This is a genomic window from Clostridium estertheticum (assembly GCF_026650985.1).
Taxonomy (GTDB): Bacteria; Bacillota; Clostridia; order Clostridiales; family Clostridiaceae; genus Clostridium_AD; species Clostridium_AD estertheticum_C.
Window position 1 is genome coordinate 3,384,452 of the sequence record NZ_CP086239.1, and the last position, 26,554, is coordinate 3,411,005.

Consider the following 26,554-nt stretch of genomic DNA (forward strand, 5'->3'; position numbering starts at 1 on the left):
CTATTTTCCAATTATTTTTGATAAAAGACCTATAATTTCATCTATCTTCTCACTGCCTTTGTCATGCTCAAAGGCTTCCATAACACAGTGATTCATGTGCTGTTTTAAAATCAATAAATTAGCTTTCTTTAGGAGTGATTGTGCAGCAATAATTTGATTTGACACATCTACACAATACCTCTCATCTTCTATCATTTTGATAGTAGCTTCAATTTGTCCTTTTGATATTTTTAAAATTTTCATAGCTTCTTTTTGCTCATTATTCATTATTTATCCTCTTTCATACCCTACCCCCTAGGTGGGGGGGGTATAACTACATATTAATACTAAAAAAAAGATATGTCAACTTCTTTAAAATATCTAACACATAAGATTATAGCTATTTTTGATACCAAAAAAACAATGCCACCTCTATACAGAGGTGGCATCACACACAATATTAAATTAATAATATTTCTCTTTAATCACATGTTATCACTTCTTTGTGTAGATTTTGTGAAGAAATTGTACCTTAATAGTTTATTTTACCATTCTACTTCTAGCCGTAACATAATTGATACTTAATGCATTATTGAAACAAAGATCTTACCTACTATTATTCCAAGGACTGTACCACTTGCGGATAATCTCCCCCGCCAAAGTCCAATGGATTCAGGTATTATCTCTTTGCAGATAGTATATAATATTAAACCAGCAGCAAATGATAAGCTAATGCAAATAATTATAGGCGATACACTATTTAAAATTCCTCCCATTAAAGCACCTAGACCCATTGGTATGGAAGTAAATACTGAAAAAAGTATTATTGTATGTACTTTAGCACGCCCTTCCTTAAGATACATACCTAAAGTTAATCCTTCGGGTATTCCATGAAGAAGTAGAGCAATTGCTAATTGTAATCCCCTGGTATAGGAAATATTTAAGAGTGAACCTAATGCAATTCCAGCGGGTATATTATGTATTCCTGAACCTATAGCCATAAAAAGAGCTACTTTTAAATATCTCTGTTTTTCACCATCCGAATTTCCAAAATTAAGATAACTAACACCACTATCAATCAATAGTGCAGTAATAAGTCCGATAAATATACCAATTGTTGCGATATATACATTACCATTTTCAAATGCTTCTGGTATTAAATCGAAGCAAATTATAGCAAGCATAAGTCCTCCAAGAAATCCTAAAACAGTACCTTTAAATCTTCTCCCGTTATCTGTAGTAATAAAACAAAGTAATATTCCAATCATTGTTCCAATCCATGCAGTAAAAAAACCTATATTACTTATATGAGCAAGCAAATTAAAATTAGTAAGCATCAAAAAGTCCTCCATTTTTAAAAATAATACCATATTTAAGTCTATGCTATACAAGAGATAAGTTAGAATATATGGTAAAATTTTTTTCAAAATACACTACGTACTTTTGATATTAATTTAAATAAACAATTAATTTAATGTAAAGCATTACCTCTATTGTAAAATTTCTATAATAGTTTTAATATTATATATGGAATATATAATATTAATTGTAAAAAAGGAGCAACTACTATGATCACAAACATTGTTAAAAAAACTAGAAACAAAAATAAAAAGGCAACAAAACCGGTATCTATTATAGTGGGGGTAGTCCTAGTTCTATTAGTACTACAAAGTATTCTTATTCATAATGCTATTTCAAAATATAAATTAAAAATATATCCACAAGTATGGGTAGAAGATACGAATATAGGTGGAAAAACTAAAACGGAAGCTAAAAATGCTATCATTCAAAAACACAATAATAGCATTGCTAAAAGAAATATAACAATAAAAGTTAATAACAATCAATACACTATTGCTTTATCTAAACTTGATATGAACTATGATTATAATCTTGCAGTTGATAAAGCTTATGATATTGGAAGAGAAGGTAATTCGCTAAAAAAATATTTTGCTATAACCTCTCCTGGCAAGAAAAATATTACACTTAATCATACATACAACTATGATATTGTAGATACAGTTCTTAAGGATGTTATTAAAGATAATAATAAGAAGGCTGTAGATGCAACTATTGTCAGAAACAATTCAGGAGATTTAATTGTAACTAAAGAAGAATATGGTCATAGTATAGATTCTACTAGTCTAAAAAAGGAAATAAAAACTAAAGTTGAAAATATAAAACAAGAACAAAATTTACTAATAGAGTCTAAACTAATAAATGTTGAACCTAAGATTAAAAAAAACAATTTAAAGGGTATAAATACTTTAATATCTAGTTCTACCACTAACTTTGGCAGTTCAAATGAAAGTCGGTCAGAGAATATTCGAGTAGCTTCTGATTCTATAAACGGGCATATAGTTATGCCTGGTGATCTTTTTAGCTTTAATGATGTAGTAGGTGAAAGATCTGTTAAAAATGGCTATAAGCTAGCAAAAGGGATTGTAAATGACAAAGTTGTAGATGACTTAGGTGGTGGAGTGTGCCAAGTCTCAACTACACTTTATAATGCAATACTTAGAACAAATATTGCCTCTGTGGAAAGATATCATCATAGTTTACCCTGTAGCTATATAGGGAAAGGTCTTGATGCTACAGTCTCTTTTGGACTTCTTGATTATAGATTTAAGAATACATATTCTTATCCTATTTTTATAGAATCTGGAATTCGAAATGAAAATCTAACATTTAATGTGTACTCAAATGCAAGTCTTACCAATAAAAAGTATAACATTGATAATGAAGTGGCAGGTAACCACGTAAATGTATTTAGAATCACGTATGAAAACGGTAATAGGTTATCAAAAGTTTTGCTTTATACCGATAAGATTTCATAGATACTTTCCCCTACTTACTTTCCTAATATTTTTTTAATAAATACACTTACTAGTTCAGGATCAAATTGATGACCTGCGTTTTTTTGTAATTCTTTTATGATATTCTCCATTGATAATGCACTTCTATAACATCTATCTCTACTCATTGAATCATATGCATCTGCTATATTTATAATTCTTGACGTTATTGGTATCTCTGATCCCTTTAATCCTTTTGGATACCCTAATCCATCCCATCTTTCATGGTGATATAATATGTATGTCGCCATGTTGGACATACCATTTACTGTATTAAGCATTCTATAACCTATTTCACAGTGGCTCTTAATTTTCTTCCATTCATCGCTTGTAAGTTTGCTTGTTTTATTAAGTACATTTTCATGTATTGCAATTTTACCTATATTATGAAGTAATCCAACTTCCTTAAGTTCATTGACCTCATATTTAGACAAACCAAGGGCTTCTCCCATTTCGCCGCATAACTTCGAAACCTCATGAGAATGTTTTTCTTCTTCTTTATTTTCCTCATATAAGGTATTTATTATTGCATTAATTGTTTTCACTTTCATAATTGGGCCCTCAAAAAGCTTATTATTGTACATATTATTTTCTGCATTTATTAATATTTCTTCAGCTTTTTCTTCTTTATTATTCTTTGTTTGATACCCAAAAGAAACAGAGATATCGATGAAACCAACTTTTTCATTTAATGACAAAGTTTTTATTCGTTTTATAATTTCTTCTGCTACAAAAGCATCCGTTTTAGGTAATATAATAACAAACTCATCCCCTCCAAACCTAGCAATAATGTCATCAGCCCTACATCCAAGGCTTATTATTTTTGCTACTTTTTTAAGAAGCTTATCACCCATGACATGTCCAAAGGAATCATTAATAAATTTTAACCCATTTACGTCCCCCATAACAATCGTCATAGGAAGGTTCCTTTCCGTATCAAGTCTTGTTAATTCTTCTTCATAAAACCTGCGATTATATAACCCCGTTAACTGATCATGATAACTTAGATAACAAATTTCTTTCTCCTTTCTTTTACGCTCCGTTATATCAATGATTCTACATTCAATATATTTTTGTCCATTTAAACATAAAGTAAATGCTTTAAAATACACGGACATTATTGTACCATCATTCTTTTGCAGTTCTGCATCAATAACACCGAATCCATCGTCTCTAGCCATAGTAATACACTCCATGATTACTCTATAGCTTTTTTCATCACCCTTATACCAATCCAAAAGACTCATTTTAGATAATTCCTCGGATGAGTAACCTGTTATATCCTGAAACTTTTCATTCCACCTCACTAATTTTCCTTGTTGATCGTAAATATAATGCATATCTGGTCCATTATAGAATATTGCTTCTTCTATAGTTCTTTCATGTTGTACATCCTCTTTCCTTAGCCCTTCAATTTCAGATAATTGGCTCATTTTATTTTCCTCCATTTTATCTTTCTCAAAGCAATTAGTTATCTTAACTTTTTTATATTAATCTTTTATACACTATATTCACTATACTAAACAAATTCTACATATTTTAATAAAACAGTATTCATTTTAATTTAATATACAATTTATTCTAGAGATAATAAATAGCAATTTTAACACTACATTATTCAATATTCTTTTTATCATAATTATCAGAAAATATAGTTTATGATTCAAATTAACTTGAATGAAATGTAAAAATAGGTTATAATTAAGGTACGTATTTAAAAAGAGAGGTTATTCGATGACTAAAAGCTTCAAAAAATTTTACGCTAACTTTAGTAAAGTAATTATTATAATGCTTGGCGCAACCCTATATTCAATCGGCTTAGAAATATTTTTAATACCTAACAACATAATTGATGGAGGAGTGGTTGGAATATCAATTATGGCAAATCATTTTATCAGCGTACCACTTGGGCTACTTACTTTTATACTAAATATACCATTTTTTATAATCGGATATAAGCAAATCGGAAAAACATTTACCATAGCAACTATCTTTTCTGTAATATGCTATTCTATAGGTGTATCTATCCTTAAGCCAATTCCTGGAATAACGCATGACATACTATTGGCAGCAGTTTTTGGTGGCATACTAGTTGGACTAGGCATAGGCCTCATAATGAGAAGCGGTGGATCAACCGACGGGACAGAGATCGTAGCAATAATACTTGACAAAAGAATTAAATTTTCAGTTGGAGAGATAATTATGTTCTTCAATTTCTTTATATTACTTTCAGCGGGATTTATTTTTGGTTGGGATAGAGCTATGTATTCGCTCATAACCTATTTTATAGTAATCAAAGTTATTGACATTATAATTGAAGGTACTGACGAATCAAAAGCTGTAGTAATTATTTCAGATAAACATGAAGAAATATCTGAGGCAATAATGGCTAGACTTGGACGAGGAATGACTTACCTTTATGGTAAGGGTGGAAAAGAAGGCGAGTATAAAAATGTAATTTATGTTGTTGTATCTCGTTTGGAGATTTCTAAACTAAAATGTATTGTAAATGGATTTGATGAAGATGCATTCATAACTATAGGTAGCGTTGAAACAACTGGAAAGAGTTATAGAAAAAAAGCTATTCATTAAATTATCAGTATAAATAATGATTTTAGGAGAGTGGTTTTAAATCACTCTCCTTTTTTTATTTATAAAATAATTCATCTATTAATATTTAAAAAAATAATGTAAGCTAAATTTAAGAATGTAGTTTAACTTTCATGATATAATATTTAAGACATAAATGTCGTTAAGGGTAAATATTATTTCTACAAATTTAATAAATGAAAAATATAAGGAGTGAAACTAATGAAAACTGTTGATACTAAAAATGTAGGATTTGTTGAAGTATTTAGCATTATAATTGTAGTAGATAAACCTATTTTGATCGGACAAGATGATATAGTTGGAAGACGTCAATTAATCCCTATTTTATCAGGTGAGGTAACTGGTCTTGGCTTTAAAGGGAAAGTGCTTCCAGGAGGAATTGATAGTCAAGTTATCCGCCCAGATGGAAAATGTGAACTTTCAGCAAGATATGCTATTAAGTTAGATGATGGTGCTACAATTTACATTGAAAACAATGGGATTCGCACAGTACCATTCAAATACATAGAAGATGTAAAGGCCGGTAAATTCGTTGATCCTAGCGTTTATTATTTTCGTACAATTCCCATTTTCGAAACATACAGTGAGAAATATAAATGGATGATGAATAATATTTTCGTATGTTACGCTACTAGATTACCAGAAAATGTCTTGTTAACATTCTATAAAGTTCTCTAGTAGATTTAGATAATATGATTGTATTTGAAATTTTTTATAAAAGCATTATTGATAAAAGGTAGGTAAATTAATGAAAAAATATAAATTTAATTTGATATTAGGAATAGCCTCTGTGGGCATTTTTATACTATTAATTATATTCACACATGGTTGGATGGATTTGATTCATCAAATGAAAAACTTACATATTCAATGGTTAATTGCGGCTATTTTCTCCATGTTTTTATATTGGGTTTGTGAAGCTAGAATCTTGCAAGTAACTGTATTTCTAATGAAAAAGGACTATAAATTTAAAGAAGCATTTAAAGTCACTCTTATTGGGCAATATTTTAATTCAATTACTCCTTTTGCATCTGGCGGTCAGCCAATGCAGTTATTTGCACTTACGAAACAAGGACTTGTCGCTGGCAAAGCTGGTTCAGCGCTTATGATTAAATTTATTATGTATCAAGCTATATTAACTATATATTCTTTAGTTCTTATATTTTGGAAATTAGATTTTTTTAGGCGAAAAACCAGTAATTTATTTTATTTAATAGGCGTAGGTTTTTTAGTTCATGCTAGTGTAATTGTATGTTTAATTATTTTTTCGAAGTATCGTAAATTAACACACAAATTTATAATGATTTTGTCTAAAATATTACGAAAATTTAAATTCATAAAAAATGTATCAAAATTAGAAGTAAATATTAATGAAAATTTAGATCAATTCCATGATAATATGCAAATAGCAAAACATAGTAAAGGATTAATTTTTGAAGCTGCTATTTATACAACATTACAGCTAACAATATATTTTATTATTCCTTATTTCATCTATCTTAGTTTTGGAATGAAGGGTGCTAGCATCGGTAGTATGATAGCAGGAACTGCTTTTATAATGATGATAACAGCCGTTATACCATCACCCGGAGCCATGGGAGGCGCGGAAGGTGCTTTCTATATATGTTTTAGTTTGTTTTTTGCAGCTAGTAATATAATGGCCGGGATATTGTTATGGAGATTAATTACTTTTTACTCCTGTATAATTTTTGGATTTTATGCACTTAAAAAGAAATAAATCAGAAAAATCATTAGCCTAGGCTAATGATTTTTAGTTTCTACCCTTTTATTATATATGGCACTGTAAGAACTGCCACATTTCTATTTTTATATAATTGACTCTTTATAAAATACCCTGTCTGGTTATGAAGCAAATTATGCCACCATTTAGTAATAACAAATTGTGTTAGCACTACAGTCACTGTTTCTCCATGTTTTGAAGAACGCTCTTCTGATTGTATAAAATTCATTAATGGTTCCATTACATCCCTATATGAAGAGTGTTCTATTATTAATGGAATTCCAGGATTATACTCTTTCCACTTTCTTTTTAATTTTTGAGTAATTTCCGGATCAGTTGATACATGAAACGCAACCACATTTTGTGATAAACATCTAGCACAGTTTAATGCTTTTAGGAATGATTTATTTAATGTACCTAAAAGTATTATTACATGCTGATCATTATTTGTTACTGCCCCCACTTTGGGTCTTAGGTCATTTGTTAATCTTATTTGCTCCACTACATGAGTATAATGTTCCTTAATCTTTAGCATAAAATAGACAAGCATCGGTATAATAATACAAACGATCCAAGCTCCATCCATAAACTTTGTGATACCTATAAGTATTACTGTAATAAAAGTTACAATAGCACCGAATCCATTTACGGCTGCCTTAAATCTCCAACCAACTGTTTTATCTTTTTTCCACTTTAAGAACATTCCAACCTGAGAAAGTGTAAAAGATATAAATACACCAACAGCATATAATGGTAAAAGTGCATGAGTATCACCTTTAAACACAATAATTAATATAGCAGAAGCTACAGCTAGTACTATTATTCCATTTGAAAAACTTAATCTTTTTCCTCTTTGAGAAAATTGCCTTGGAACAAATCCATCATTTCCCATTAAAGAAAGTAATAGTGGCAGACCTGCATAAGATGTATTAGCAGCCATTATTAAAATAATTGCAGTGGTGACTTGTATAACATAAAACATAATACCTTTTCCAAAAACCTGCTGTGTAATTTGAGCAAGCACTGTCATGTGCTCAACGGGTACTGCATGATAAATTGTTGCTAAGAAAGATAATCCTACAAAAATAAAAAATACTAACCCTCCTAGTAAAACTAAAACAATTTTTGCATTTTTTTGTGATGGTTCTTGAAAATTGGGTATACCATTACTTACAGCTTCAACTCCCGTTAACCCACTACAACCTGAAGCAAATGCACGAAGAAATAGAAATAATGTAATATCACCTATTTGCCTTGGCATTGGAAATAACGAATGTGGTGAATAACCAAAAACATAATGTCTAACAAGACCAGTAACAATGAGCACTACGCAAGAGCCTATGAATATATATGTTGGAACTCCGAAAAGTTTAGATGATTCCTTCGTTCCTCTTAAATTCCCTATTGTTATAATTAATAACATTACAAGAGCTATAACTACTTTGTATTTATACAAAAATGGCATAGCTGATGTTATCGCGGCAGTTCCGGCGCTTATGCTAACAGCAACTGTAAGTACGTAACCTATAGTAAGTGCTGCTCCGGCCGTAAGCCCTGGGGTTACTCCGAGGTTATCCTTTGCCACTATATATGATCCTCCACCAGATGGGTAGCTATCAATAGTCTGCATGTATGAAAAAACGAGTATGAGTAATAGCAAAACAATACACAATGCAGCATAAAACATATATTTATATGCCATAAAACCTATAACTCCAATTAGCACAATTAAAATTTCCTCACCTGCATATGCAACGGAGGAAACTGCATCACTGGATAATATAGGTAGTCCCCATAAAACGTTTAATTTTTCTCCTTCTAATTCTTCTGTTTTTAATGTCTTGCCTATTAATAGTTCTCTTATCTTTGAAAACATAAATGCACCTCTATAATCAAATTTATTTATACAATATTTATCTATTATATATTATTAATTCTAACATTTCAAACTATAATTCATCTATTTATGACGAAATATAGCCAAATTTATACTTCTAGCGGCAGATAATTAACATTATAATTCAAATAGTCATACATGCTTAATATATATATATTTAAAGTTGCTTATTAGTCGTTTTCAGGTTGTTTATCTCTAAGTAAATCAAAAAGAATAGAATACATGGCTAAGCCCATATATCCTATTCTTAATTATCTGTCTAAGTTATTTAATTTCTTTATACTATATATTTAGTTACTATTTCATTAAACTCATCCATGTTTTGTTCCATCCAAGTAGTGAAGTCTTTGTTTGAATTATCTATGGCGATTGCAAGTTCAAATAAAAATACTGGCACATCCACTTGTTTAATATCTCCATAAATTTTACTGAGCTTTGTTTTACCTATTCCAAGGTCTCCACCAATATGTAACTCAAATACATTTGTAAGTTCATCATGAATCTTTTTCTTTTTACCACGAAATCCAATTGTTCCTATTTCGTGTACGGAGCAAGAATTAGTGCATCCGGATATATGAACAGAAGGCAATATATCTTTTGTAAAGTTTTTTTCTTTAAAATATCTTAAAATCTCCTTTAAACTACTCTGGCTATCTAATATCCCCATTTGACAAGTAGGAACTCCAATGCAGCAAGTTGAGTATTCAAGTGAAGTATTTCCACCCATTTCCTCTGTTAAGTCAAGTAATATTTGTGCTTCTTTACCATTCAAATTTCTAATGTATAATCCTTCTGACATAGTTAATCTTATTTCTACATCGTCCATACCTTCTATTTTATCTATTATTAGTTTTAAATACTCTGTTTTTAATTGTCCTCCCATTGGGTGAACATACACACTATATAATCCATTTTGTTTTTGTGAAATTAGTCTTGGACTTTTTATAGAAATTTCACTACCAGCCTTATCATAAACCTTGGTTTCTACCTTGGTTTCTACCTTGATTTTCAAATTGCCTTTAGCCTTAACCTTCTCCAAATAACTATTATAACAATTTATGAATTTCTCATCGCCCATTCTTTCCTTAATATATCTTATACGAGCTTTTCCTTTATTTACATAGTCGCCTTCATTAATAAAAAGCTCAGTTAATGCTTCAACATGGTATAGAATATCCTCAGGATTTATTAATTGACCACTCGAAACAGATAGTCTTGAATTGTTTCCTATTCCACCACCTAAGTATACTTTGAAATATTGTGCGCCATCTTCAATAACCGCTAAAAAGCCTAAATCAGTAGCAGTTACGTGTGACTCATCCTTGTCGTTACTTGAAAATGCTACTTTAAATTTTCTTGGAAGCTTATATGTGTATATCTTATTTAAAAAATGTTGGCCCACCGCAGTTGCATAAGGTGATATATCAAAAACCTCATTTTTTTCTACCCCAGATAGTGGTGATGCAGAAACATTTCTAGGATAATTACCACCTGAACCCCTTACGTATAACTCTTTCTTTATACCTTCCTTCATAATATTACAAACTTCATCTATAGTAATTCCATGTAATTGCATTGCTTGACGAGTAGTTATATGTATATTTTCTACTTTATATCTATTTGCAAAGTCATAAATTTGTTTAAGATCCTTTATATAAGCTATCCCAGCTGGCATTCTAAATCTTACCATAAAATCCTTGCCATTACGCTCAGCATATACTCCCATACCACCGGAAGCTCCTTTAAAATCCATCTTACTCATTTCACCACTTAAAAATTTATTACCAAGTGCTCTAAACCCTTCAATTTCAGAAAGAAGAATCTCATTTAAATTATTCATTTGTATCATTCCTTTCGTATTGCAACATCCATATGACTATAGTATACTTGTTTTTAACCAATAAGTATAATACATGTTTTCTATAATACTTATTAGTATTTCTGATAGGTAGGGTGATAATTTTGATAGAAGAATTGAAAACTTTCATTGCTGTTGTAGACAAAAAAAGCTTCACAAAAGCTGCAATCACTATCAATATATCCCAGCCAAGTGTTAGTTTACACATTAAACTTCTAGAAAAAAAGTTTAATACAAAATTGATAGAAAGATCAAACAAACAAAGAAATATATTAATTACGCAAACTGGAGAAATATTATACAAAAAGGCTAAACAAATAATATCCCTAATTGATGACACAAAAGATGAACTTAACAATTATCATAATTCAACCTCAGGAACTTTAAAAATCGGTGCAAGTATGACAATAGGTGAATTTTTACTCCCCTCAATACTAGGAGAATTTATTAAAGAGTTTCCAAATATAAAACTAGAAGTTGCTATTGAAAACACCCATAATATTTATGAAAAGTTTATAAACTATGATATTGATATTGCTTTAATTGAAGGCAGCGTCCCCTCACATAACTATACCTCTAGAAACTTTTATAAAGATACAATGGTTATTGTAACTCCAAATTCTTTTACCTACAATAAAAATATTGGACTTAAACCTAACTTGTCAAATCAAACTTGGATGCATAGGGAAGAAGGTTCTGGAACTGGTGAGTATCTAAATATATTTTTAAATACAGAAGGTATATCACCAAAGAATTTTATTATTCTTGGAAGTAATTACGCAATTAAAGAAGCTGTTAAAAATAATTTAGGTGTAACTTTTATCTCATCTTTAGTAGTTGCTGATGCTGCTACTAACAATGAACTTAAAATTATAGCTACTAAAACAAAATATAATAGGTTTTTTTCTTACTTAGTTCATGAGAAAAACTTATCAAAGATTGCAACATTATTTGTTGAGAAACTAGAAAAATTTAGCTGTGGAAATATTAAATAACTAATAAATCTCGATTATAGAGATAAAAGGAGCTAACTTACATGAATAAAACTATAATGCAATTTTTCGAATGGAATTTACCGACTGATGGAGGGCACTGGAACTTTTTAAAAGATCACAGTAAGGCGTTAAGTGATGTTGGCATAAATACTCTTTGGCTTCCCCCTGCCTATAAAGGTGCCGGTGGCAGTAATGATACAGGCTATGGTATTTACGACTTATACGATCTTGGTGAATTTGACCAAAAGGGAAGCGTGCGAACTAAATATGGTACGAAAGATGAATATATAGATGCAATATATGAGGCTCATAAAAATAATATTGAGGTATTAGCAGATATAGTTCTTAACCACAAGGGTGGGGCTGATGATACTGAATGGGTAAAGGTAGTTAAGGTAGATCCTAATGACCGGAATAATAAGATCTCTGATGAATATGACATAAAGGCGTGGACTAAATTTACCTTTCCCGAACGAAATAATAAATACTCGGACTTTAAATGGAATTGGAAGCATTTTGATGGTGTAGATTGGGACGAAAATAAAAAAGAAAGTGCTATATTTGAGTTTATTGGTCTTGGTAAGGCCTGGGATACTGCAGTAGATTCAGAAAATGGGAACTATGATTATCTTATGCTTACAGATATAGATGTTAGTTCATCTGTAGTTTATGATGAACTTTTAAAATGGGCATTATGGTATGTTAAAATAGCACAACTTGACGGATTTAGATTAGATGCACTAAAACATATAGGATTTGAATTTTTCGCAAAATTGATTAATGACATAAGAAATATTACAAATAAAGAGCTTTTTACAGTAGGTGAATATTGGGATAATGATGTTAACATTTTGAAAAAGTATGTTGAAAATACCTCCCATATATTTAATGTTTTTGATGTACCACTTCACTATAACTTTCTAACAGCAACAAATCAAAAGGAAAACTATGATTTAAGGGGCTTAATGTCAAATACATTAATAAGTTGTTATCCAGAGAATTCAGTGACCTTTGTGGACAATCACGATACCCAACCTGGACAGTCCCTTGAGTCTTGGATAGACAATTCATTTAAGCTGCAAGCATATACTTTTATTTTAACAAGGAAGGAAGGTATACCTTGTGTTTTCTTTGGAGATTACTATGGTATGCCAAGTAATTCTATAGCGCCACTAAAAGATGACCTAGATAACTTATTAAAAGCTAGGCGTGATTTTGCCTATGGATGGCAACATGATTATTTCGATGATGCACATATTGTGGGATGGACAAGGGAAAAAGGACTCGCTGCCTTAATTTCTAATGTAAATGACGGTGGTTCTAAAAAAATGTTTGTTGGAGAAAAACTGTCAGATAAATCATTTGTAGATATAACTGGCAATGTTTCTGGAGAAGTTATAATAGACGAGGACGGCAATGGTGATTTTACTGTTAATGGAAATTCCTATTCAGTTTGGTGCATTATTAAAAAAGATTAAAGATAATTAATTACCTCAAATAAAAAAAGCACTTCCATCCACTGCTTTGAATGTAAGTGCTTTGATAATAAAATTATTTTAATACCTCCGTATTAACACAAGCATCAGGATTTTCACCATGTAAAACTTTAATAATATTTTCAGCTGCAACTATTCCCATCTTTGTTCTTGTTTCCATTGTGGCTGAAGAAATACGAGGAACAATTGAAACATTATACATATCTAGAAGTTCTGGTTCAATATTGGGTTCATGTTCAAATACATCAAGTCCGGCTCCCCATATTTCACCATCTTTTAGGGCTCTAACTAATGCTTTTTCATCAATTACTGGCCCACTACATGTATTAACAATAACTGAAGTATTTTTCATAATAGAAAATTCTTTCTCCCCTATATAATGAAAGGTAGAAGGTAAAAGTGGCACGTGTAATGATACAAAATCAGCGTCTTTAAGCAAATTTTCTTTATCTACATAAATAGCACCAAGTTCTTTTTCCATTTTATAATTTCTAACTATATCAGTGTATAGTATTTTCATATCAAAAGCCTTAGCTTTTTTTGCAAAGTTAAACCCAATTCGCCCTGCTCCTACAAGACCTAATGTCTTGCCGGTAATTTCACGTCCAAGAAACATCATAGGATCACAAGACTCATAAGCCCCATTTCTTGTGAATTTATCCGCTGCTACAATCCTTCTAGAAACAACCATTAGCAGTGTCCATGCAAGATCTGCAGTAGCGTCATCTAATACGCGAGGAGTGTTTGTAATTATTATTCCCTGTTTGGTGGCCGTAGCCATATCAATATTGCTGTAACCCACACCGTAATTAGCGAAAATTTTACATTTGTTACCCGCTGACTCAAGTACCTCTTTATCTATATTATCAGTTAAAAGACATAAAACAGCATCCTTACCTTTTACCTTCTCAATAAGCTCTTCTCTTAATAAGCCTCTATCACAAGGATTTATTTCTACATCAAAATGCTTTCTTAAAAGTTCAGTAGCCTCATCTGGAATTCTTCTTGTTACGTAAACCCTTTTTTTATCCACAGATTATCCCTCCTCTAAATACTAGACCCATTTCATTTTAAAGCTTCTCAAATATAAGTTCATTTTTAATTTTCCCTATTTCTTTTATAATCTTCATTTTTCTAAAACAATATGTTATTTTTCTCGCCTTATTTTCAGGAATTTTCAATATCTTCGCCAAGTTTTTGTTTGTAAAATTTTCTGGTAATTCATCTGGTAAAAATATCAAGAAATCCTTATCCTCTTTAAAAGTGATTTTCTCAATTACCTCTAAAAGCTTATGATCCACTATACTTATACCTTTTCTCCTCCAACTTCCTTTACCATCCGTGCATCTTATCTCTTCTTCTTTAATCATTAAAATTTCCAATATAAAATTATCTGATCCCATTAAATCAGGTATCCTAATTAATTCATCAAATAGATCAACTAATTTACCCTTTTTAGGTGACTTTCTTCTACTAATTACTATATCAGGTTCTTCTGTAGTTACTATATATTTTTCAGCAGCTATAGGATGTACAAGCATTACCTTATTATACTTGACCAATTCTCTAAGTTTATTACGAATTGCACTAAAATTTTTTGTTTGTATTTCAATTAATGAATCTTCTCTCACTAAATCAATTACATATTTATCTAGTTTTACCTCAAACCTATCTCCAGCCTTGACATACCATTGCTTGATAGATGAATGCAAAGACTTCTCATTTTTTATATTTATTCCATTTTGTTCATAAATTAAAACTGTGTCTCCTACTTGTCCCATTTTTTCTCCTACCTCTATAATAAACCTCTAAATTTTTGCTTAAATTAAGTAATCTAACTCTTATAATTATATATTAATTATAACAGAATTGTTATATAAATAAAATTGAAACTGTAAAATAAAGTATGTGAATAATAATTTCATTAGCACATATAACAGGGTAATATGCTAATAATCTATAAAGAGACGCCTAATTGTGTATCAAAACATAATATAAAATAATATACTACTAAAAGGTGATGAAATATGAAAATTGTGATATTATCTGATACGCATGCAAAAAAACATAATGATAAACTTTTCAAATTAATAGACAATTTATTTAAAGAAGCTGATATGATAATTCATGCAGGTGATTATATTTCACCAAGCGTTGTCTCAAAATTAAAAGAGCATGAGAATTTCGTTGGAGTATGGGGAAATAATGATAAACATTATATCAGAGGTATATTAAATGAAAAAGAAATATTATCCATAGAAGGGTATAGAATTGGTCTGTATCATGGTCATGGCACCAGCAAGAATACACTAACCACAGCATATGATAAATTTATTAATGATAAGGTAGATATAATAATCTTTGGGCACACTCATCAACCACTTATATTAACTAAAAATAAAGTGCTTATGATTAATCCCGGTTCACCCTCCTGCAAAAGACGTGAGCCATGGTATTCTTATGTTGTTTTAGAAATTGAAAATAAAAAAATAGATGTCCACTTAAAATTTTTTAGCTGATATTATAAGTTCTACAACTTTCAATTTTAAAAAAGTCCTACCATACTTATAATGGTAGGACTTTTTATGTTAATATTCTTCAACTTCAGTAACTTCATATCCTGCTTCTTCAATAGCTTCTGAGATATCATTATCTGTTGTTTCATCTTCAAATTCTGCCATCGCAAATTTTTCTTCTAAATCAACTTTTACTTTAGTAGCACCAATGTCTAGTAATGCTTCCTTTACATGACTTACACAATGTGAACAACTCATTCCATCAATATATATTTTTTTCTTCATTTAAAATTCTCCTTTCAATGTTTAATTTATATACTTAAATTTAAATTTATATATTTAAATTTATAATTATATCCTCACTAAGTTAACTTAATTTCATATTAGTCCCTTAAATACCATTTGTCTATATGTATTTAATAAAACTCATATTGAACTAGTAATATATGCTTTTATGTTTCGTTTTACTTATTTTGTAATTTCAAACAAATTGTAGCATACTAAGTGTCACTATTCAAGTTTTTACATACTTTATTTATTTTATTATTAGTATTCAAAACCTATATCAAATAAATTTCTATTCAAAAGCACTTAGTACCCTATCTAATATACCATTAATGTGAGCTATAGCTATACCAAAGTTGGTAATAGGTAGTTCTACTATATTAGCTTTTTCAATCCTTGACATTAACTGTTGTCTATTAAACATGCAAGCTCCACAATGAACTATTAACTTATATTCACTAAGGTCTTCCGGAAAACCACTACCCGCACAAACCGTTATATCTAGATTCCCGCCGACCTTCTCATTAAGCCATTTGGGTAGTTTCTCTCTGCCTATATCACCCTCAAGTGGATGATGAGTACAAGCTTCTGCTATGAGTACCTTATCTCCTGGTCTCAATGTATCAATAGCTCTTGCCCCTTTAACTAAGGTATCTAAATCTCCCTTGTATCTCGCCATAAGTATAGAGAATGAGGTAAGCGGTACATCTTTTGGAATAATAGAATTAACTTTTTTAAATACCTGTGAGTCTGTAATCACCAAATCCGGTTTAACCTTTAGTGCAGCTAAAATATCACCTAGCTCACTATCCTTTACAACAAGAGCCATAACATCATTATCAAGTAGATCCCTTATAATTTGAACCTGTGGCAATATTAGTCTTCCTTTTGGCGCTTGAATATCTTGCGGAGCTACAACTAATACTATTGATTTTGGTTTTACTATGTCACCTACAATTGTATTTTTCTCAAAATCAGCTGGTGCAGCATCCATAATTGCTTTTTTTAATTCATCAATATTTATTCTGTCTTTAGCACTAACCTTAACAAAATCTATGCCTATTATCTTTTGGATGCTAGCAAGTTGAATTTTCCCTAGTGCTACTCCATTTTCATCGATTTTATTTATAACTCCTACTATAGGAATTTTTCTATTTTTTAAATCTTCATACCATAATTTTTCAAATATTAAATCCTTCTCATTACCATCTATAACTAAAAGAGCTAAATCTGTTTTATCCATAACTTCCTTAGTTTTTTTTATTCTAAGTTCACCTATTTCTCCATCATCATCAAGTCCTGCAGTGTCTATAATCACAACTGGTCCTATTGGAAGTAATTCCATCGCCTTGTATACTGGGTCCGTTGTGGTTCCTGCTAAACTTGAAACTAATGCAATATCTTGATTTGTAAGTGCATTAATTAAACTTGATTTTCCCACATTTCTTTTTCCAAATATAGCTATATGAAGTCTATTAGAATTTGGTGTTTGCTGCATACTATATGCCTCCTCTTTCTTATTTAGGCACCCATATAAATAATAAATAAGTGTACTAATTTATTTTTATTATATATCGTAATTATATAAAATTCAAGTATCAATTGTTAACCATTAATTACTCATATCATATGTTCTATAAGTTTAATTTTTGATTTTAAATTTTTACTTCACTAATATACTGTTTTAATAGATTTTTCTTTGGGTATACTAATATCAACAAAAACTAAAGGTGAGTGATACTATGAATTCTATGAAAAAAAGTATTATTATAATTTTTACAACCACTATTATTTGTTTCTTATTAGTCTATAGTTCACATGCAAATAGTGCTCAAAAAAGCATCCAAACATTTAACCCATCTAGTACTTCATTTAAAGATGGTGGTTACCTACATACTTCTAAATTTGTATATTTAACTTTCGACGATGGTCCTACGTACGTTGTTACAGATGCACTATTAGATGTATTAAAAAGCGAAAAAATTAAAGCTACTTTTTTTATAGTAGGAAAAGAAATTGAAGGAAGAGAATCTATTCTTAAGAGAATATATACCGAAGGTCATAGCATAGGTCTTCATACTTATAGCCATAATTTCAAAAAAATATATATAAGCTCAGATAAATTCATTGATGAGATGGAAAGAACTTCTAATAAAATTCAAGAAATCACAGGCTTCACTTCAAAGATTATTAGGTTCCCTGGTGGTAGTTCAAAACGCTTAAATTCTCTTACTTTAGAAAAACTTCATAAAAAAGGCTTTAAAATATACGATTGGAATGTGGATGCAAGTGATGGCATCAACCCCAATTTAAGTGTCGCGCAACTTATTAAAAATGTAAAAATCATTAGAGGTAATGAAAACATAGCTATAATTCTTATGCATTGCAATTCTAATAATAAAAATACTGTAAAATCACTGCCAAGCATTATAAAGTATTACCTTGATTTGGGTTATGAATTTAAAGCTATCACTAAAGATACACCAGAATACTATTATAAATTTAAAAATTAAAAAAACCTCACTTTGCGGTGAGGTTTTTTAATATAATTGCATTAAAAATATTTTACTTACACTATTATTGCTTTTTAAATTTAAACTTACTTACCATTAAATATGATAACAAAACCATTAAACACATTGTAGGGCCTAAATTTGATGCTCTATTAAACATAAAGAATGCATACAATGCTAAAAATGTACCTGTAACAGTGATCGGAATTCCTGAAAATACCCCATCAAAATCTGTAATATTATATTTTGCGAGTCTATATGCTCCTGCTACTGGAAATACTAAAACCATCAAATACCCAATTGGTCCAAGTCCTGCAAAATTATAAATACTAAATATTAATATGGAAGGTGCAACACCAAAAGATACTAAATCACATAATGAATCTAGTTCTTTACCGAGCTCTCCATCTACATTTAAAAACCTAGCTATTTTCCCATCATATCTATCAAATATTCCTGCTAAAAGAATAAATATCGCTGCTAATTTATAATTGCTGTCAAAACTCATAAGTATAGACAAAATGCCACAAGACATATTGCTTAAGGTGAAAATGTTAGGTACCGCATTCTTAATTTTTACCATCTTTTTTACCATCTATATCACTCCTATCATTATATAATTATAACATAATGCTCGCAGTTATTCCTTAGTATTATATAACATTAATATTAAATTAACCTTAAATTTTGTTAATCCTAATATAAGCTATGATCTTTTTCATCCTATTTTACAATCAGAGCGAGTTTGAAGGTATTCAATAATTTTGTTTGGGGTTTCTATTTGTTTTCTTTCCATAAGCGCAGGATCAAGTTTAACATTAAAGTTATCTTCTATTGCTACAATAAGTTCAATTATCCCTAATGAATCCAATCTTCCCGTGTCAAATAAATTCACATTACTTTCTTCTCGTAAATCCTCACCAGTAATTTCTTCGAGTATATCATAAATTAATTCATTCATATAAATTCCTCCATTTAATTAAATTTTTATAACTTATCATATATAATTTAATAAAACCCTATGATAAATTACACTGCTCCTCAGAAAACTTGTTTATAATTTTATCCTTATATAATATTCCTAGAATAACTAGCAATACTGATACCACCACTAATGCAATGGAAAACATGTAATTTTTATGATGAATATTTGAACCAATGCACACAACTGCTGCAGTACCAGGTAATCTGCCTACTAGTAAAAGTATAAAGAACTTCAATGATTTTATAGGTGTTAATGCTGCCATATATATTAAAAGGTCTTTGGGCATTCCTGGAACTATAAACATAACAAACATAACAATGGGAAATTTCTTACTACTTATTATTTTCGTCAACCATTGAGTACTTGTACGTTTCACTATTTTTTCTACAAAAGAAAATGCTATAAGTCTAGTGAAGTAGAAAATAATTATACCCCCAAGCATCATCCCTAATGTTGAATAAAAGGTTCCTAATACGCTACCATAAATATATCCACCTGCTACCTGAATTACTTCACCTGGAATAGGCGCAACTACAGTTTGTAGTACTTGGAAAGATAAGTATGCAACTATTCCCCAATTACCTAGAGAAACAATATACCGTCTGAATTTCTCAGGAGATATGGTTATTTCTATAATCCACGGTAGGTATCTAAATATAACTAGAATTGATATGATAGCTAATATTATCACTACTACCTTCATATTCAGCTTGTTTTTCAAACGCTTCATGTCATCCTCCCATTTTCAATATATTAGACAGCCGCATATTATCTTATAATATTATTAACAACTAAAAATTCAATCTGCATTATTAATTTGAATATATACTCATACCCATAAATTTTAGCTAAAACTACCTTATAAACAATATTCTAACATAATTCTATTATAAATTCTATATATCCACTTTTTATAAACTAATTATAAACAATGTATAAACTTTTTTCTAATCTCATTTCATAAAATTTACAACTGCCAAAGAAAAGAAAAAGGAGGTGCCTTTGAAATGATTTTTTAATCATTTCAAAGGCACCTCCCATTATTCTATTTTCTATTTTCTATTTTCTTTCAACAATAATTGCAGTTCCTTGACCGCCACCTATACATAATGTAGCAAGTCCTGTTTTAGAATTTCTTTTTATCATTTCATATATTAATGTAATAAGTATTCTTCCACCTGAAGCTCCTACTGGATGACCTAATGCTATTGCTCCGCCATTAACATTTACTATTTCTGGATTTAATCCTAAATCCTTAGCTACTGCTAATGATTGAGAAGCAAATGCTTCGTTAGCTTCAACTAAATCTAAATCAGCTACAGTAAGTCCTGCTTTTTCTAATGCTTTTTTGCTTGCTGGAACTGGACCATAACCCATTATCTTTGGATCTACTCCTGCTGATGCATAAGATTTTATTGAAACTAGTGGTTTAAGTCCTAATTGATCAGCTTTATCTTTTGACATTACTATAAACATAACAGAACCATCGTTTATTCCTGATGCATTACCTGCTGTTACTGTACCACCCTTTTTAAATGCTGGTTTTAATTTAGTTAATTTGTCCATAGTTATTCCAAATCTAGGGCCTTCATCTGTGTCAAATGTTATTGGGTCACCTTTTCTTTGAGGAATTACAACTGGAACGATCTCATCTTTAAATTTACCAGCTTTTATTGCTGCTTCAGCTTTATGTTGGCTTTTTAAAGAAAATTCATCTTGTTGTTCTCTAGTGATATTAAATTTTTCTGCAATATTTTCTGCAGTTATTCCCATATGGTAGTCGTTAAATGCATCCCAAAGAGAATCTTTGATCATAGCATCTACTACTTTACCGTCTCCCATTCTTGCGCCCCATCTATTGTTTGGAAGTATATATGGAGCGTTGCTCATGCTTTCAGTTCCACCTGCTAAAACCACTTCTGCATCTCCACACATTATAATCTGTGCTGCCATGCTTACAGCTCTTAGTCCTGAACCACACACTTTATTTATTGTAAGTGCAGAAGATGATTCATCTAATCCTGCATTTATAGCTATTTGTCTAGCAATATTTTGTCCAAGGCCTGCTTGAATTACGTTACCAATGATAGCTTCTTCTACTATTTCTGGTTTAATTCCAGCTCTTTTTATAGCTTCTTTAGCCACAATAGTTCCCATTTCTACAGCTGATACTTTTGATAATCCTCCACCAAAAGTTCCTATTGCTGTTCTTGCTGCTCCTACAATTACTACTTCTCTCATATGTAACCCTCCATTAATTTATTTATCTAATTTATTATTAACATATAATAGGAATTATATAATTATTTTTTCCTATATATATAATACTAGCAATTTTCATGCCAATCTGTCAATCGCCCGCAAACCTCACTATATCAACTTATTTCTTTATAACAAAATTAAATATATTCCTTAATGTAAACTTAGTTTACACTAATGCTTATATAAATTTATCTTGTTTAAGCTTGTTAATATTATAACCTATTTGTTAAAAAAATCACTTAAAGTATTTTCAATGCATTGATATAACTATGTATTTAGTTTATCCTATAATTTTAGTTTACAATACATGTACTATTTTTCATAAAAAAATAGTACGTGTAAACAAAGTTTGCATGTACACTATTGTGGATTAGTCGATTTTATTAAATTATATCGGTTTAATTTTTTATATAATCCCGCCCTACTAAGCCCCAATATTTTTGCTGCTTCTTTTTTATTTCCACTGTTATCTTTTAAACATTCCATGATAATGTCCTTTTCAATCCTTTCAACAACATCTTTCAAATAATTGTTTTCGAGCGAGTACTTCTTAAGTTTACTCTCAATTATTTTTTCCGGCAAATGCTTTGGCATTATGCTTATATCCTCATCAAGCAAATTAATAGCTCTTTCTATTACATTTTCAAGTTGCCTTATGTTCCCAGGCCAACTATAAGCTTTTAAAAAATCAATAGCTTCCCTAGATATACCTTCACATTTAACATTATATTTTTTACATATTTTTATCAAAAGCTTATTTGCCAATTCCTCAATGTCTTCTCTTCTTTCCCTTAATGGCGGTAATCTCAAATGCATAACATCTAACCTATAATACAAATCTTCCCGAAACTTTCCATCATTAATTAACTGTTCTAAAGATTTATTGGTAGATGCTATAATTCTTACATCAACCTTAATAGCATCGTTTCCACCAACTTTCACGAGTTCCTTCTCTTGAATAACCCTTAAAAGTTTAACTTGCATATTCATAGGCATATCACCGATTTCATCTAGTAGTATGGTACCACCATTTGCATATTCAAACTTGCCTTTCCTACCTGATTTTTTTGCCCCGGTAAAAGCCCCTTCTTCATAACCAAACATTTCTGACTCAAAAAGCTCTGCTGGAATAGCTCCACAATTAATTTTTACAAAAGGCTTTAAACATCTTTTACTATCATTATGAATAGAATGTGCAAAAAGTTCCTTACCAGTCCCACTCTCTCCAGTAATTAAAACGTTTGAATCTACCTTGGCAACCCTTTTGGCAAGGCCCATTACTTCTTGGCTTTTATCACTGCCCCCTATAATATTATTAAAAGTATATATTGCCTTTTGATCTGTACTTAATTCATTTTTAAAGCCATCAGCTTCTTTATCCAAAAGACATAATTTGTTACTTAGTATTTTAAAATTACTCAAATCCTTAAACATTACTTTCCCAATCGCACCAACAACTTCACCATCTTTTATTATAGGGACTCTCATAGAAATCATCTTATGCCCATTCACTTCTTGAATTTCACCAATTTTTTTTTCGCCAGTCCTTGCTACTATATGTAATTTTGTATTTTCAATAACCTCAGTTACATGTTTTCCCTCTGGATTTTCGCAATTAATAAACCTTTTATATTCATCGCTCATCATAGTTATTATTCCATTCTGGTCCACTACAACTATGCACTCATTTACAGTATTAAAAATTGTGTTTAACATCTCTTCATGTATCCTACCATCATCTCGCACGTTCATTGGTAGATTGTTTTGACTTTCTTCATGGAAAACTTCAAACGCACCTATAACCTCACCACTTTGAGTTAACAATTTGCGGGTTATAATAAAGTTGCCCTCTTTTTTGTTTACCTCGGCCTCTCCGTTTTCAATTATACTTATTAATTTGCTAGAGGAGAGTACATCTAAAATATATTCTCCTATGCTATTATCTGCATCAACTTCAAACATTCTTTCAGCCGCATTATTAATTATTTGAATGATACCTCTTTTATCTATAACAACAATACCTTCATTAATATTGTTCATAACTTCATTATAATAATCATTAATTATATCCATTTGTCACCTTCCTAAGTCTTATACCTCAATTATAAAGTTGATAGTTTTTTTTTTCAAGATATACTTAAAAATAGCGAGAATTTTTCTCGCTATTTTTAGGTATATCTTATTTTTTATCAATTAGCTACTAATTATTAATTTTTCTACTCTACTGTAATTGCATTAACTGGGCACTGGTCTTCTGCCTCTTTAGCACTGTTTAATAATTTTGCTGATATTTCACCTTTAGATGCCTTTGCTTTTCCATCGTCGTCCATTGTAAAAATTTCTGGACATACTTCAGGACATAACCCACATCCTATACACGTATCCTTATCAACCATTGCTTCCACTAAAATCACTCCTTAGATCAAATTTTATTTAAATAACTACTATATATATATTTCCACAATGATATAGTAATATACTTACCTTTAAAAGTAAGTAACAATAGTTACCAAATAAAATCACTTTCTAGCTAACTTCATTCTGCAGTCTTAACTTGTCAGCCACCATTGCTATGAATTCAGAATTTGCTGGCTTACCCTTCTTATAGCTAATAGTATATCCAAAAATTTTATTAATATCAGGAGCTTTCCTAGTGCTCCACGTAACATCTATTGCGTGATTCATTGCTCTTTCAACCCTACCTGCAGTGGTATTAAATTTTTTACCCACTAATGGATATAATTCCTTTGTAACTGATGATGAAAGTTCAATATCATTTACTAATATGTTTATTGCTTCTTTTAAATACATATAACCTTTTATATTAGTTGGTACCCCAATTTCATTAATAATATTAGTAATTTGAGAAGTAATATTATTTTTTTGATCCTTATTAATTTTAATTTCTTTATTAATTTCACTTTCAGTATTGGTTTTTACATTGTTAATATTAGTAATTATATTTTTTAGATCTTTATTATATATAGTATTACTTACAGTCTCCCTTATTTTCCCGATAAATAATTCCATATCAAAAGGTTTTACAATATAATAATCTGCTCCAAGCGATATAGCTTTTTTAGTTGTTATTTCACTCCCAACTGCTGATAAGACTATTATATGAGGTTTTGGATTTAAATTCATTTTATTTAGCCTCTCTAGCACTCCCAATCCATCAATAAAAGGCATGATTATATCAAGTATTACTAAATCAGGTTTCTTTTCTTTAATTAATTTTATTGCCTGTACTCCATTTTTTGCGATTCCGGTAACAACAATACCTTTCTGATAAAATATATACTCATTAAGTATATTACGAAATTCATCATTATCATCCGCAATGATAACTTTTATGTCCGACCCTTCCATATTTGTAATCTCCTTTACATACTAATTCTATACCAATATTATATATATTCTACAAAAGATTGGAAAATCCTTTTATTTTTTAAAAATATTGTCGAAATAACTAATAAAAAAGATCTTATTTTGTTATTTATTATAACTAACTTCAAGCTACTTTTAATCATCGGTGTCGAATATTGTGATGTAGCTAAAAATATTGTTTCATATTGATAATAAGCTGATATGATTTATATCCAATTGTTTGAGACTGATATTAAAATTTCATGATATAATATTTAAAACACATTTATAGAATTTAGGTTGAGAAACTATGATTCTAAAAAAGTTATACATATGGCTTTTATAAACCTATATAGAAACCTTAAATAATAATTATCATTATCCTATATTTTGGGGAGGTATTGCAATGAAAATAGCTGTAATAGACGCTCAAGGAGCAGGTCTTGGAAAAACAATTATAAAAAAAATTCATAAAGAGATTGATCTTAATATTTATATTATTGCACTTGGTACAAATACATTTGCTACCTCTAATATGATGAAATCCGGCGCAAATTTTGGTATAAGTGGAGAGGATGAAATTTGCTCATTTTGCACTACAAATAAAGTTGATAGTATAATTGGGCCAATTGGCATGATTTGTAGTGGTGGCATAAAAGGAGAGATTACCCCTAGGATTGCCTCATCAATATATAATATGGATTGTACTAAATATATAATTCCACTACAAAAACATGGTATTTACATACCAGGAACAAGAAATCTTCAAATAAAAGATATTATTGACGACATTATTATCGATATAAAAAGTAAAATAAAACTATGATAGTAATATATAAGGATTGATTTAATTGATAACATGATATAAACTATAATTAAATTTAATATTATAATTATGAGTAACTAAAGTATAGATTACCTTAGTTTAAAAGGGAAGACAGGTGTAAATCCTGCGCGGTCCCGCCGCTGTAAAAGAAGAGTCCTTATATAAAATGCCACTGGGAAACCGGGAAGGTACAATGGGGACAATGATGCTTAAGCCAGAATACCTTTCCATAATTACACACAATAACTCTACGAGAGATGGAGAGGTGCTAGCAATATCTTTTTTTAGTTGCGATGATTTTAAGTCTCTTAACTCAATAGTTAAGGGACTTTTAACGTTTTAGGAAACATTTATAGAAAATGAAATACAC

25 protein-coding genes and 1 riboswitch are annotated in these 26,554 nt (G+C 30.1%); of the genes, 9 read left to right on the forward strand and 16 right to left on the reverse strand.

Features of this window, described 5'->3' with window-relative positions; all coding sequences use genetic code 11:
• A complete protein-coding gene (locus LL038_RS16260) occupies nucleotides 1–267 on the reverse strand; it encodes a metal-sensing transcriptional repressor (protein WP_071611311.1) in 267 nt (88 codons plus the stop codon).
• A 293-nt stretch (nucleotides 268–560) separates the two neighbouring features.
• Complete coding sequence (locus tag LL038_RS16265) at nucleotides 561–1,316, reverse strand: ZIP family metal transporter (protein ID WP_216123691.1); 756 nt, start codon at nucleotides 1,314–1,316, stop codon at nucleotides 561–563.
• 231 nt (nucleotides 1,317–1,547) lie between these two features.
• On the opposite strand from LL038_RS16265, the gene LL038_RS16270 reads away from it, so the two are divergent.
• Complete coding sequence (locus tag LL038_RS16270; protein WP_216123689.1) at nucleotides 1,548–2,816, forward strand: VanW family protein; 1,269 nt, start codon at nucleotides 1,548–1,550, stop codon at nucleotides 2,814–2,816.
• 14 nt (nucleotides 2,817–2,830) lie between these two features.
• On the opposite strand, the gene LL038_RS16275 is transcribed toward LL038_RS16270, so the two are convergent.
• Nucleotides 2,831–4,282: an HD domain-containing phosphohydrolase gene (locus LL038_RS16275; RefSeq protein ID WP_326493435.1), complete on the reverse strand. Its 1,452-nt coding sequence runs from the start codon at nucleotides 4,280–4,282 to the stop codon at nucleotides 2,831–2,833.
• Nucleotides 4,283–4,568: 286 nt separating this feature from the next.
• Between LL038_RS16275 and LL038_RS16280 the strand changes: the two genes are divergently transcribed.
• The 3 genes from LL038_RS16280 (at nucleotide 4,569) to LL038_RS16290 (ending at nucleotide 7,182) form a co-directional block, all read left to right on the forward strand.
• A complete protein-coding gene (locus LL038_RS16280) occupies nucleotides 4,569–5,426 on the forward strand; it encodes a YitT family protein (RefSeq protein ID WP_216123684.1) in 858 nt (285 codons plus the stop codon).
• A 219-nt stretch (nucleotides 5,427–5,645) separates the two neighbouring features.
• A complete protein-coding gene (locus tag LL038_RS16285) occupies nucleotides 5,646–6,122 on the forward strand; it encodes a DUF3237 domain-containing protein (protein ID WP_216123683.1) in 477 nt (158 codons plus the stop codon).
• Nucleotides 6,123–6,192: 70 nt separating this feature from the next.
• The gene (locus LL038_RS16290; RefSeq protein ID WP_216123681.1) at nucleotides 6,193–7,182 is read left to right on the forward strand and encodes a lysylphosphatidylglycerol synthase transmembrane domain-containing protein; all 990 of its coding nucleotides are present in this window, start codon (nucleotides 6,193–6,195) and stop codon (nucleotides 7,180–7,182) included.
• Between the two features lie 40 nt (nucleotides 7,183–7,222).
• Here LL038_RS16290 and LL038_RS16295 read toward each other — a convergent pair whose 3' ends face one another.
• Both LL038_RS16295 and LL038_RS16300 read right to left on the reverse strand, forming a co-directional pair.
• Nucleotides 7,223–9,061: an APC family permease gene (locus LL038_RS16295; RefSeq protein WP_216123680.1), complete on the reverse strand. Its 1,839-nt coding sequence runs from the start codon at nucleotides 9,059–9,061 to the stop codon at nucleotides 7,223–7,225.
• 298 nt (nucleotides 9,062–9,359) lie between these two features.
• Nucleotides 9,360–10,922, reverse strand: a complete 1,563-nt coding sequence (locus LL038_RS16300; protein ID WP_216123677.1) for a nitrite/sulfite reductase — start codon at nucleotides 10,920–10,922, stop codon at nucleotides 9,360–9,362.
• Nucleotides 10,923–11,044: 122 nt separating this feature from the next.
• Between LL038_RS16300 and LL038_RS16305 the strand changes: the two genes are divergently transcribed.
• Both LL038_RS16305 and LL038_RS16310 read left to right on the forward strand, forming a co-directional pair.
• Nucleotides 11,045–11,935 (forward strand): LysR substrate-binding domain-containing protein, encoded by an 891-nt coding sequence (locus tag LL038_RS16305; RefSeq protein ID WP_216123676.1) that lies wholly within the window; start codon nucleotides 11,045–11,047, stop codon nucleotides 11,933–11,935.
• A 41-nt stretch (nucleotides 11,936–11,976) separates the two neighbouring features.
• Entirely contained in the window at nucleotides 11,977–13,413 is a 1,437-nt protein-coding gene (locus LL038_RS16310) for an alpha-amylase (RefSeq protein WP_216123673.1), read from the forward strand.
• A gap of 73 nt (nucleotides 13,414–13,486) precedes the next feature.
• On the opposite strand, the gene LL038_RS16315 is transcribed toward LL038_RS16310, so the two are convergent.
• Nucleotides 13,487–14,464: a 2-hydroxyacid dehydrogenase gene (locus tag LL038_RS16315; protein WP_216123671.1), complete on the reverse strand. Its 978-nt coding sequence runs from the start codon at nucleotides 14,462–14,464 to the stop codon at nucleotides 13,487–13,489.
• Nucleotides 14,465–14,501: 37 nt separating this feature from the next.
• Complete coding sequence (locus LL038_RS16320) at nucleotides 14,502–15,212, reverse strand: hypothetical protein (protein ID WP_216123670.1); 711 nt, start codon at nucleotides 15,210–15,212, stop codon at nucleotides 14,502–14,504.
• Nucleotides 15,213–15,458: 246 nt separating this feature from the next.
• On the opposite strand from LL038_RS16320, the gene LL038_RS16325 reads away from it, so the two are divergent.
• On the forward strand, nucleotides 15,459–15,950 hold the full coding sequence (locus tag LL038_RS16325) for a metallophosphoesterase family protein (RefSeq protein ID WP_216123669.1): 492 nt from the start codon (nucleotides 15,459–15,461) through the stop codon (nucleotides 15,948–15,950).
• 69 nt (nucleotides 15,951–16,019) lie between these two features.
• On the opposite strand, the gene LL038_RS16330 is transcribed toward LL038_RS16325, so the two are convergent.
• Both LL038_RS16330 and hydF read right to left on the reverse strand, forming a co-directional pair.
• A complete protein-coding gene (locus tag LL038_RS16330) occupies nucleotides 16,020–16,232 on the reverse strand; it encodes a heavy-metal-associated domain-containing protein (protein WP_071611298.1) in 213 nt (70 codons plus the stop codon).
• Between the two features lie 292 nt (nucleotides 16,233–16,524).
• A complete protein-coding gene (hydF, locus tag LL038_RS16335; RefSeq protein WP_216123668.1) occupies nucleotides 16,525–17,730 on the reverse strand; it encodes a [FeFe] hydrogenase H-cluster maturation GTPase HydF in 1,206 nt (401 codons plus the stop codon).
• A gap of 244 nt (nucleotides 17,731–17,974) precedes the next feature.
• Here hydF and LL038_RS16340 point away from each other — a divergent pair, with 244 nt between their 5' ends.
• Nucleotides 17,975–18,745 carry a polysaccharide deacetylase family protein gene (locus tag LL038_RS16340; protein WP_253199996.1) on the forward strand — a complete coding sequence of 257 codons (771 nt, stop codon included), beginning with the start codon at nucleotides 17,975–17,977 and terminating at the stop codon, nucleotides 18,743–18,745.
• A gap of 64 nt (nucleotides 18,746–18,809) precedes the next feature.
• On the opposite strand, the gene pssA is transcribed toward LL038_RS16340, so the two are convergent.
• The 7 genes from pssA to spo0A form a co-directional block, all read right to left on the reverse strand.
• Nucleotides 18,810–19,328, reverse strand: coding sequence for a CDP-diacylglycerol--serine O-phosphatidyltransferase (pssA, locus tag LL038_RS16345; protein WP_216123854.1), 519 nt, complete (start codon nucleotides 19,326–19,328; stop codon nucleotides 18,810–18,812).
• Nucleotides 19,329–19,463: 135 nt separating this feature from the next.
• Nucleotides 19,464–19,706, reverse strand: a complete 243-nt coding sequence (dltC, locus tag LL038_RS16350) for a D-alanine--poly(phosphoribitol) ligase subunit DltC (RefSeq protein ID WP_216123667.1) — start codon at nucleotides 19,704–19,706, stop codon at nucleotides 19,464–19,466.
• A 58-nt stretch (nucleotides 19,707–19,764) separates the two neighbouring features.
• Entirely contained in the window at nucleotides 19,765–20,460 is a 696-nt protein-coding gene (locus LL038_RS16355; protein ID WP_216123666.1) for a TVP38/TMEM64 family protein, read from the reverse strand.
• Between the two features lie 329 nt (nucleotides 20,461–20,789).
• Nucleotides 20,790–21,971, reverse strand: a complete 1,182-nt coding sequence (locus tag LL038_RS16360) for an acetyl-CoA C-acetyltransferase (RefSeq protein ID WP_216123665.1) — start codon at nucleotides 21,969–21,971, stop codon at nucleotides 20,790–20,792.
• Nucleotides 21,972–22,352: 381 nt separating this feature from the next.
• Entirely contained in the window at nucleotides 22,353–24,065 is a 1,713-nt protein-coding gene (locus LL038_RS16365; protein WP_216123664.1) for a sigma 54-interacting transcriptional regulator, read from the reverse strand.
• A 143-nt stretch (nucleotides 24,066–24,208) separates the two neighbouring features.
• A complete protein-coding gene (locus LL038_RS16370) occupies nucleotides 24,209–24,397 on the reverse strand; it encodes a ferredoxin (protein WP_216123662.1) in 189 nt (62 codons plus the stop codon).
• Nucleotides 24,398–24,518: 121 nt separating this feature from the next.
• Nucleotides 24,519–25,361, reverse strand: coding sequence for a sporulation transcription factor Spo0A (spo0A, locus tag LL038_RS16375; RefSeq protein WP_216123660.1), 843 nt, complete (start codon nucleotides 25,359–25,361; stop codon nucleotides 24,519–24,521).
• A 403-nt stretch (nucleotides 25,362–25,764) separates the two neighbouring features.
• On the opposite strand from spo0A, the gene LL038_RS16380 reads away from it, so the two are divergent.
• Nucleotides 25,765–26,184 carry a DUF3842 family protein gene (locus LL038_RS16380; protein WP_216123654.1) on the forward strand — a complete coding sequence of 140 codons (420 nt, stop codon included), beginning with the start codon at nucleotides 25,765–25,767 and terminating at the stop codon, nucleotides 26,182–26,184.
• Between the two features lie 54 nt (nucleotides 26,185–26,238).
• Nucleotides 26,239–26,430, forward strand: a riboswitch (cobalamin riboswitch).
• Nucleotides 26,431–26,554: the final 124 nt, after the last annotated feature.

Excerpts from the sequence above, each read along its gene's own strand:
- spo0A (WP_216123660.1), bottom strand. The coding sequence starts at position 25,361 with ATGGAAGGGTCGGACATAAAAGTTATCATTGCGGATGATAATGATGAA.
- LL038_RS16295 (WP_216123680.1), bottom strand. The coding sequence starts at position 9,061 with ATGTTTTCAAAGATAAGAGAACTATTAATAGGCAAGACATTAAAAACA.
- LL038_RS16275 (WP_326493435.1), bottom strand. The coding sequence starts at position 4,282 with ATGGAGGAAAATAAAATGAGCCAATTATCTGAAATTGAAGGGCTAAGG.
- LL038_RS16290 (WP_216123681.1), top strand. The coding sequence starts at position 6,193 with ATGAAAAAATATAAATTTAATTTGATATTAGGAATAGCCTCTGTGGGC.
- pssA (WP_216123854.1), bottom strand. The coding sequence starts at position 19,328 with ATGGTAAAAATTAAGAATGCGGTACCTAACATTTTCACCTTAAGCAAT.
- LL038_RS16320 (WP_216123670.1), bottom strand. The coding sequence starts at position 15,212 with ATGGGACAAGTAGGAGACACAGTTTTAATTTATGAACAAAATGGAATA.
- LL038_RS16360 (WP_216123665.1), bottom strand. The coding sequence starts at position 21,971 with ATGAGAGAAGTAGTAATTGTAGGAGCAGCAAGAACAGCAATAGGAACT.
- LL038_RS16285 (WP_216123683.1), top strand. The coding sequence starts at position 5,646 with ATGAAAACTGTTGATACTAAAAATGTAGGATTTGTTGAAGTATTTAGC.
- LL038_RS16355 (WP_216123666.1), bottom strand. The coding sequence starts at position 20,460 with ATGAAGCGTTTGAAAAACAAGCTGAATATGAAGGTAGTAGTGATAATA.
- dltC (WP_216123667.1), bottom strand. The coding sequence starts at position 19,706 with ATGAATGAATTAATTTATGATATACTCGAAGAAATTACTGGTGAGGAT.
- LL038_RS16260 (WP_071611311.1), bottom strand. The coding sequence starts at position 267 with ATGAATAATGAGCAAAAAGAAGCTATGAAAATTTTAAAAATATCAAAA.
- LL038_RS16300 (WP_216123677.1), bottom strand. The coding sequence starts at position 10,922 with ATGAATAATTTAAATGAGATTCTTCTTTCTGAAATTGAAGGGTTTAGA.
- LL038_RS16265 (WP_216123691.1), bottom strand. The coding sequence starts at position 1,316 with ATGCTTACTAATTTTAATTTGCTTGCTCATATAAGTAATATAGGTTTT.
- hydF (WP_216123668.1), bottom strand. The coding sequence starts at position 17,730 with ATGCAGCAAACACCAAATTCTAATAGACTTCATATAGCTATATTTGGA.
- LL038_RS16280 (WP_216123684.1), top strand. The coding sequence starts at position 4,569 with ATGACTAAAAGCTTCAAAAAATTTTACGCTAACTTTAGTAAAGTAATT.
- LL038_RS16330 (WP_071611298.1), bottom strand. The coding sequence starts at position 16,232 with ATGAAGAAAAAAATATATATTGATGGAATGAGTTGTTCACATTGTGTA.
- LL038_RS16270 (WP_216123689.1), top strand. The coding sequence starts at position 1,548 with ATGATCACAAACATTGTTAAAAAAACTAGAAACAAAAATAAAAAGGCA.
- LL038_RS16365 (WP_216123664.1), bottom strand. The coding sequence starts at position 24,065 with ATGGATATAATTAATGATTATTATAATGAAGTTATGAACAATATTAAT.
- LL038_RS16325 (WP_216123669.1), top strand. The coding sequence starts at position 15,459 with ATGAAAATTGTGATATTATCTGATACGCATGCAAAAAAACATAATGAT.
- LL038_RS16340 (WP_253199996.1), top strand. The coding sequence starts at position 17,975 with ATGAATTCTATGAAAAAAAGTATTATTATAATTTTTACAACCACTATT.
- LL038_RS16310 (WP_216123673.1), top strand. The coding sequence starts at position 11,977 with ATGAATAAAACTATAATGCAATTTTTCGAATGGAATTTACCGACTGAT.
- LL038_RS16380 (WP_216123654.1), top strand. The coding sequence starts at position 25,765 with ATGAAAATAGCTGTAATAGACGCTCAAGGAGCAGGTCTTGGAAAAACA.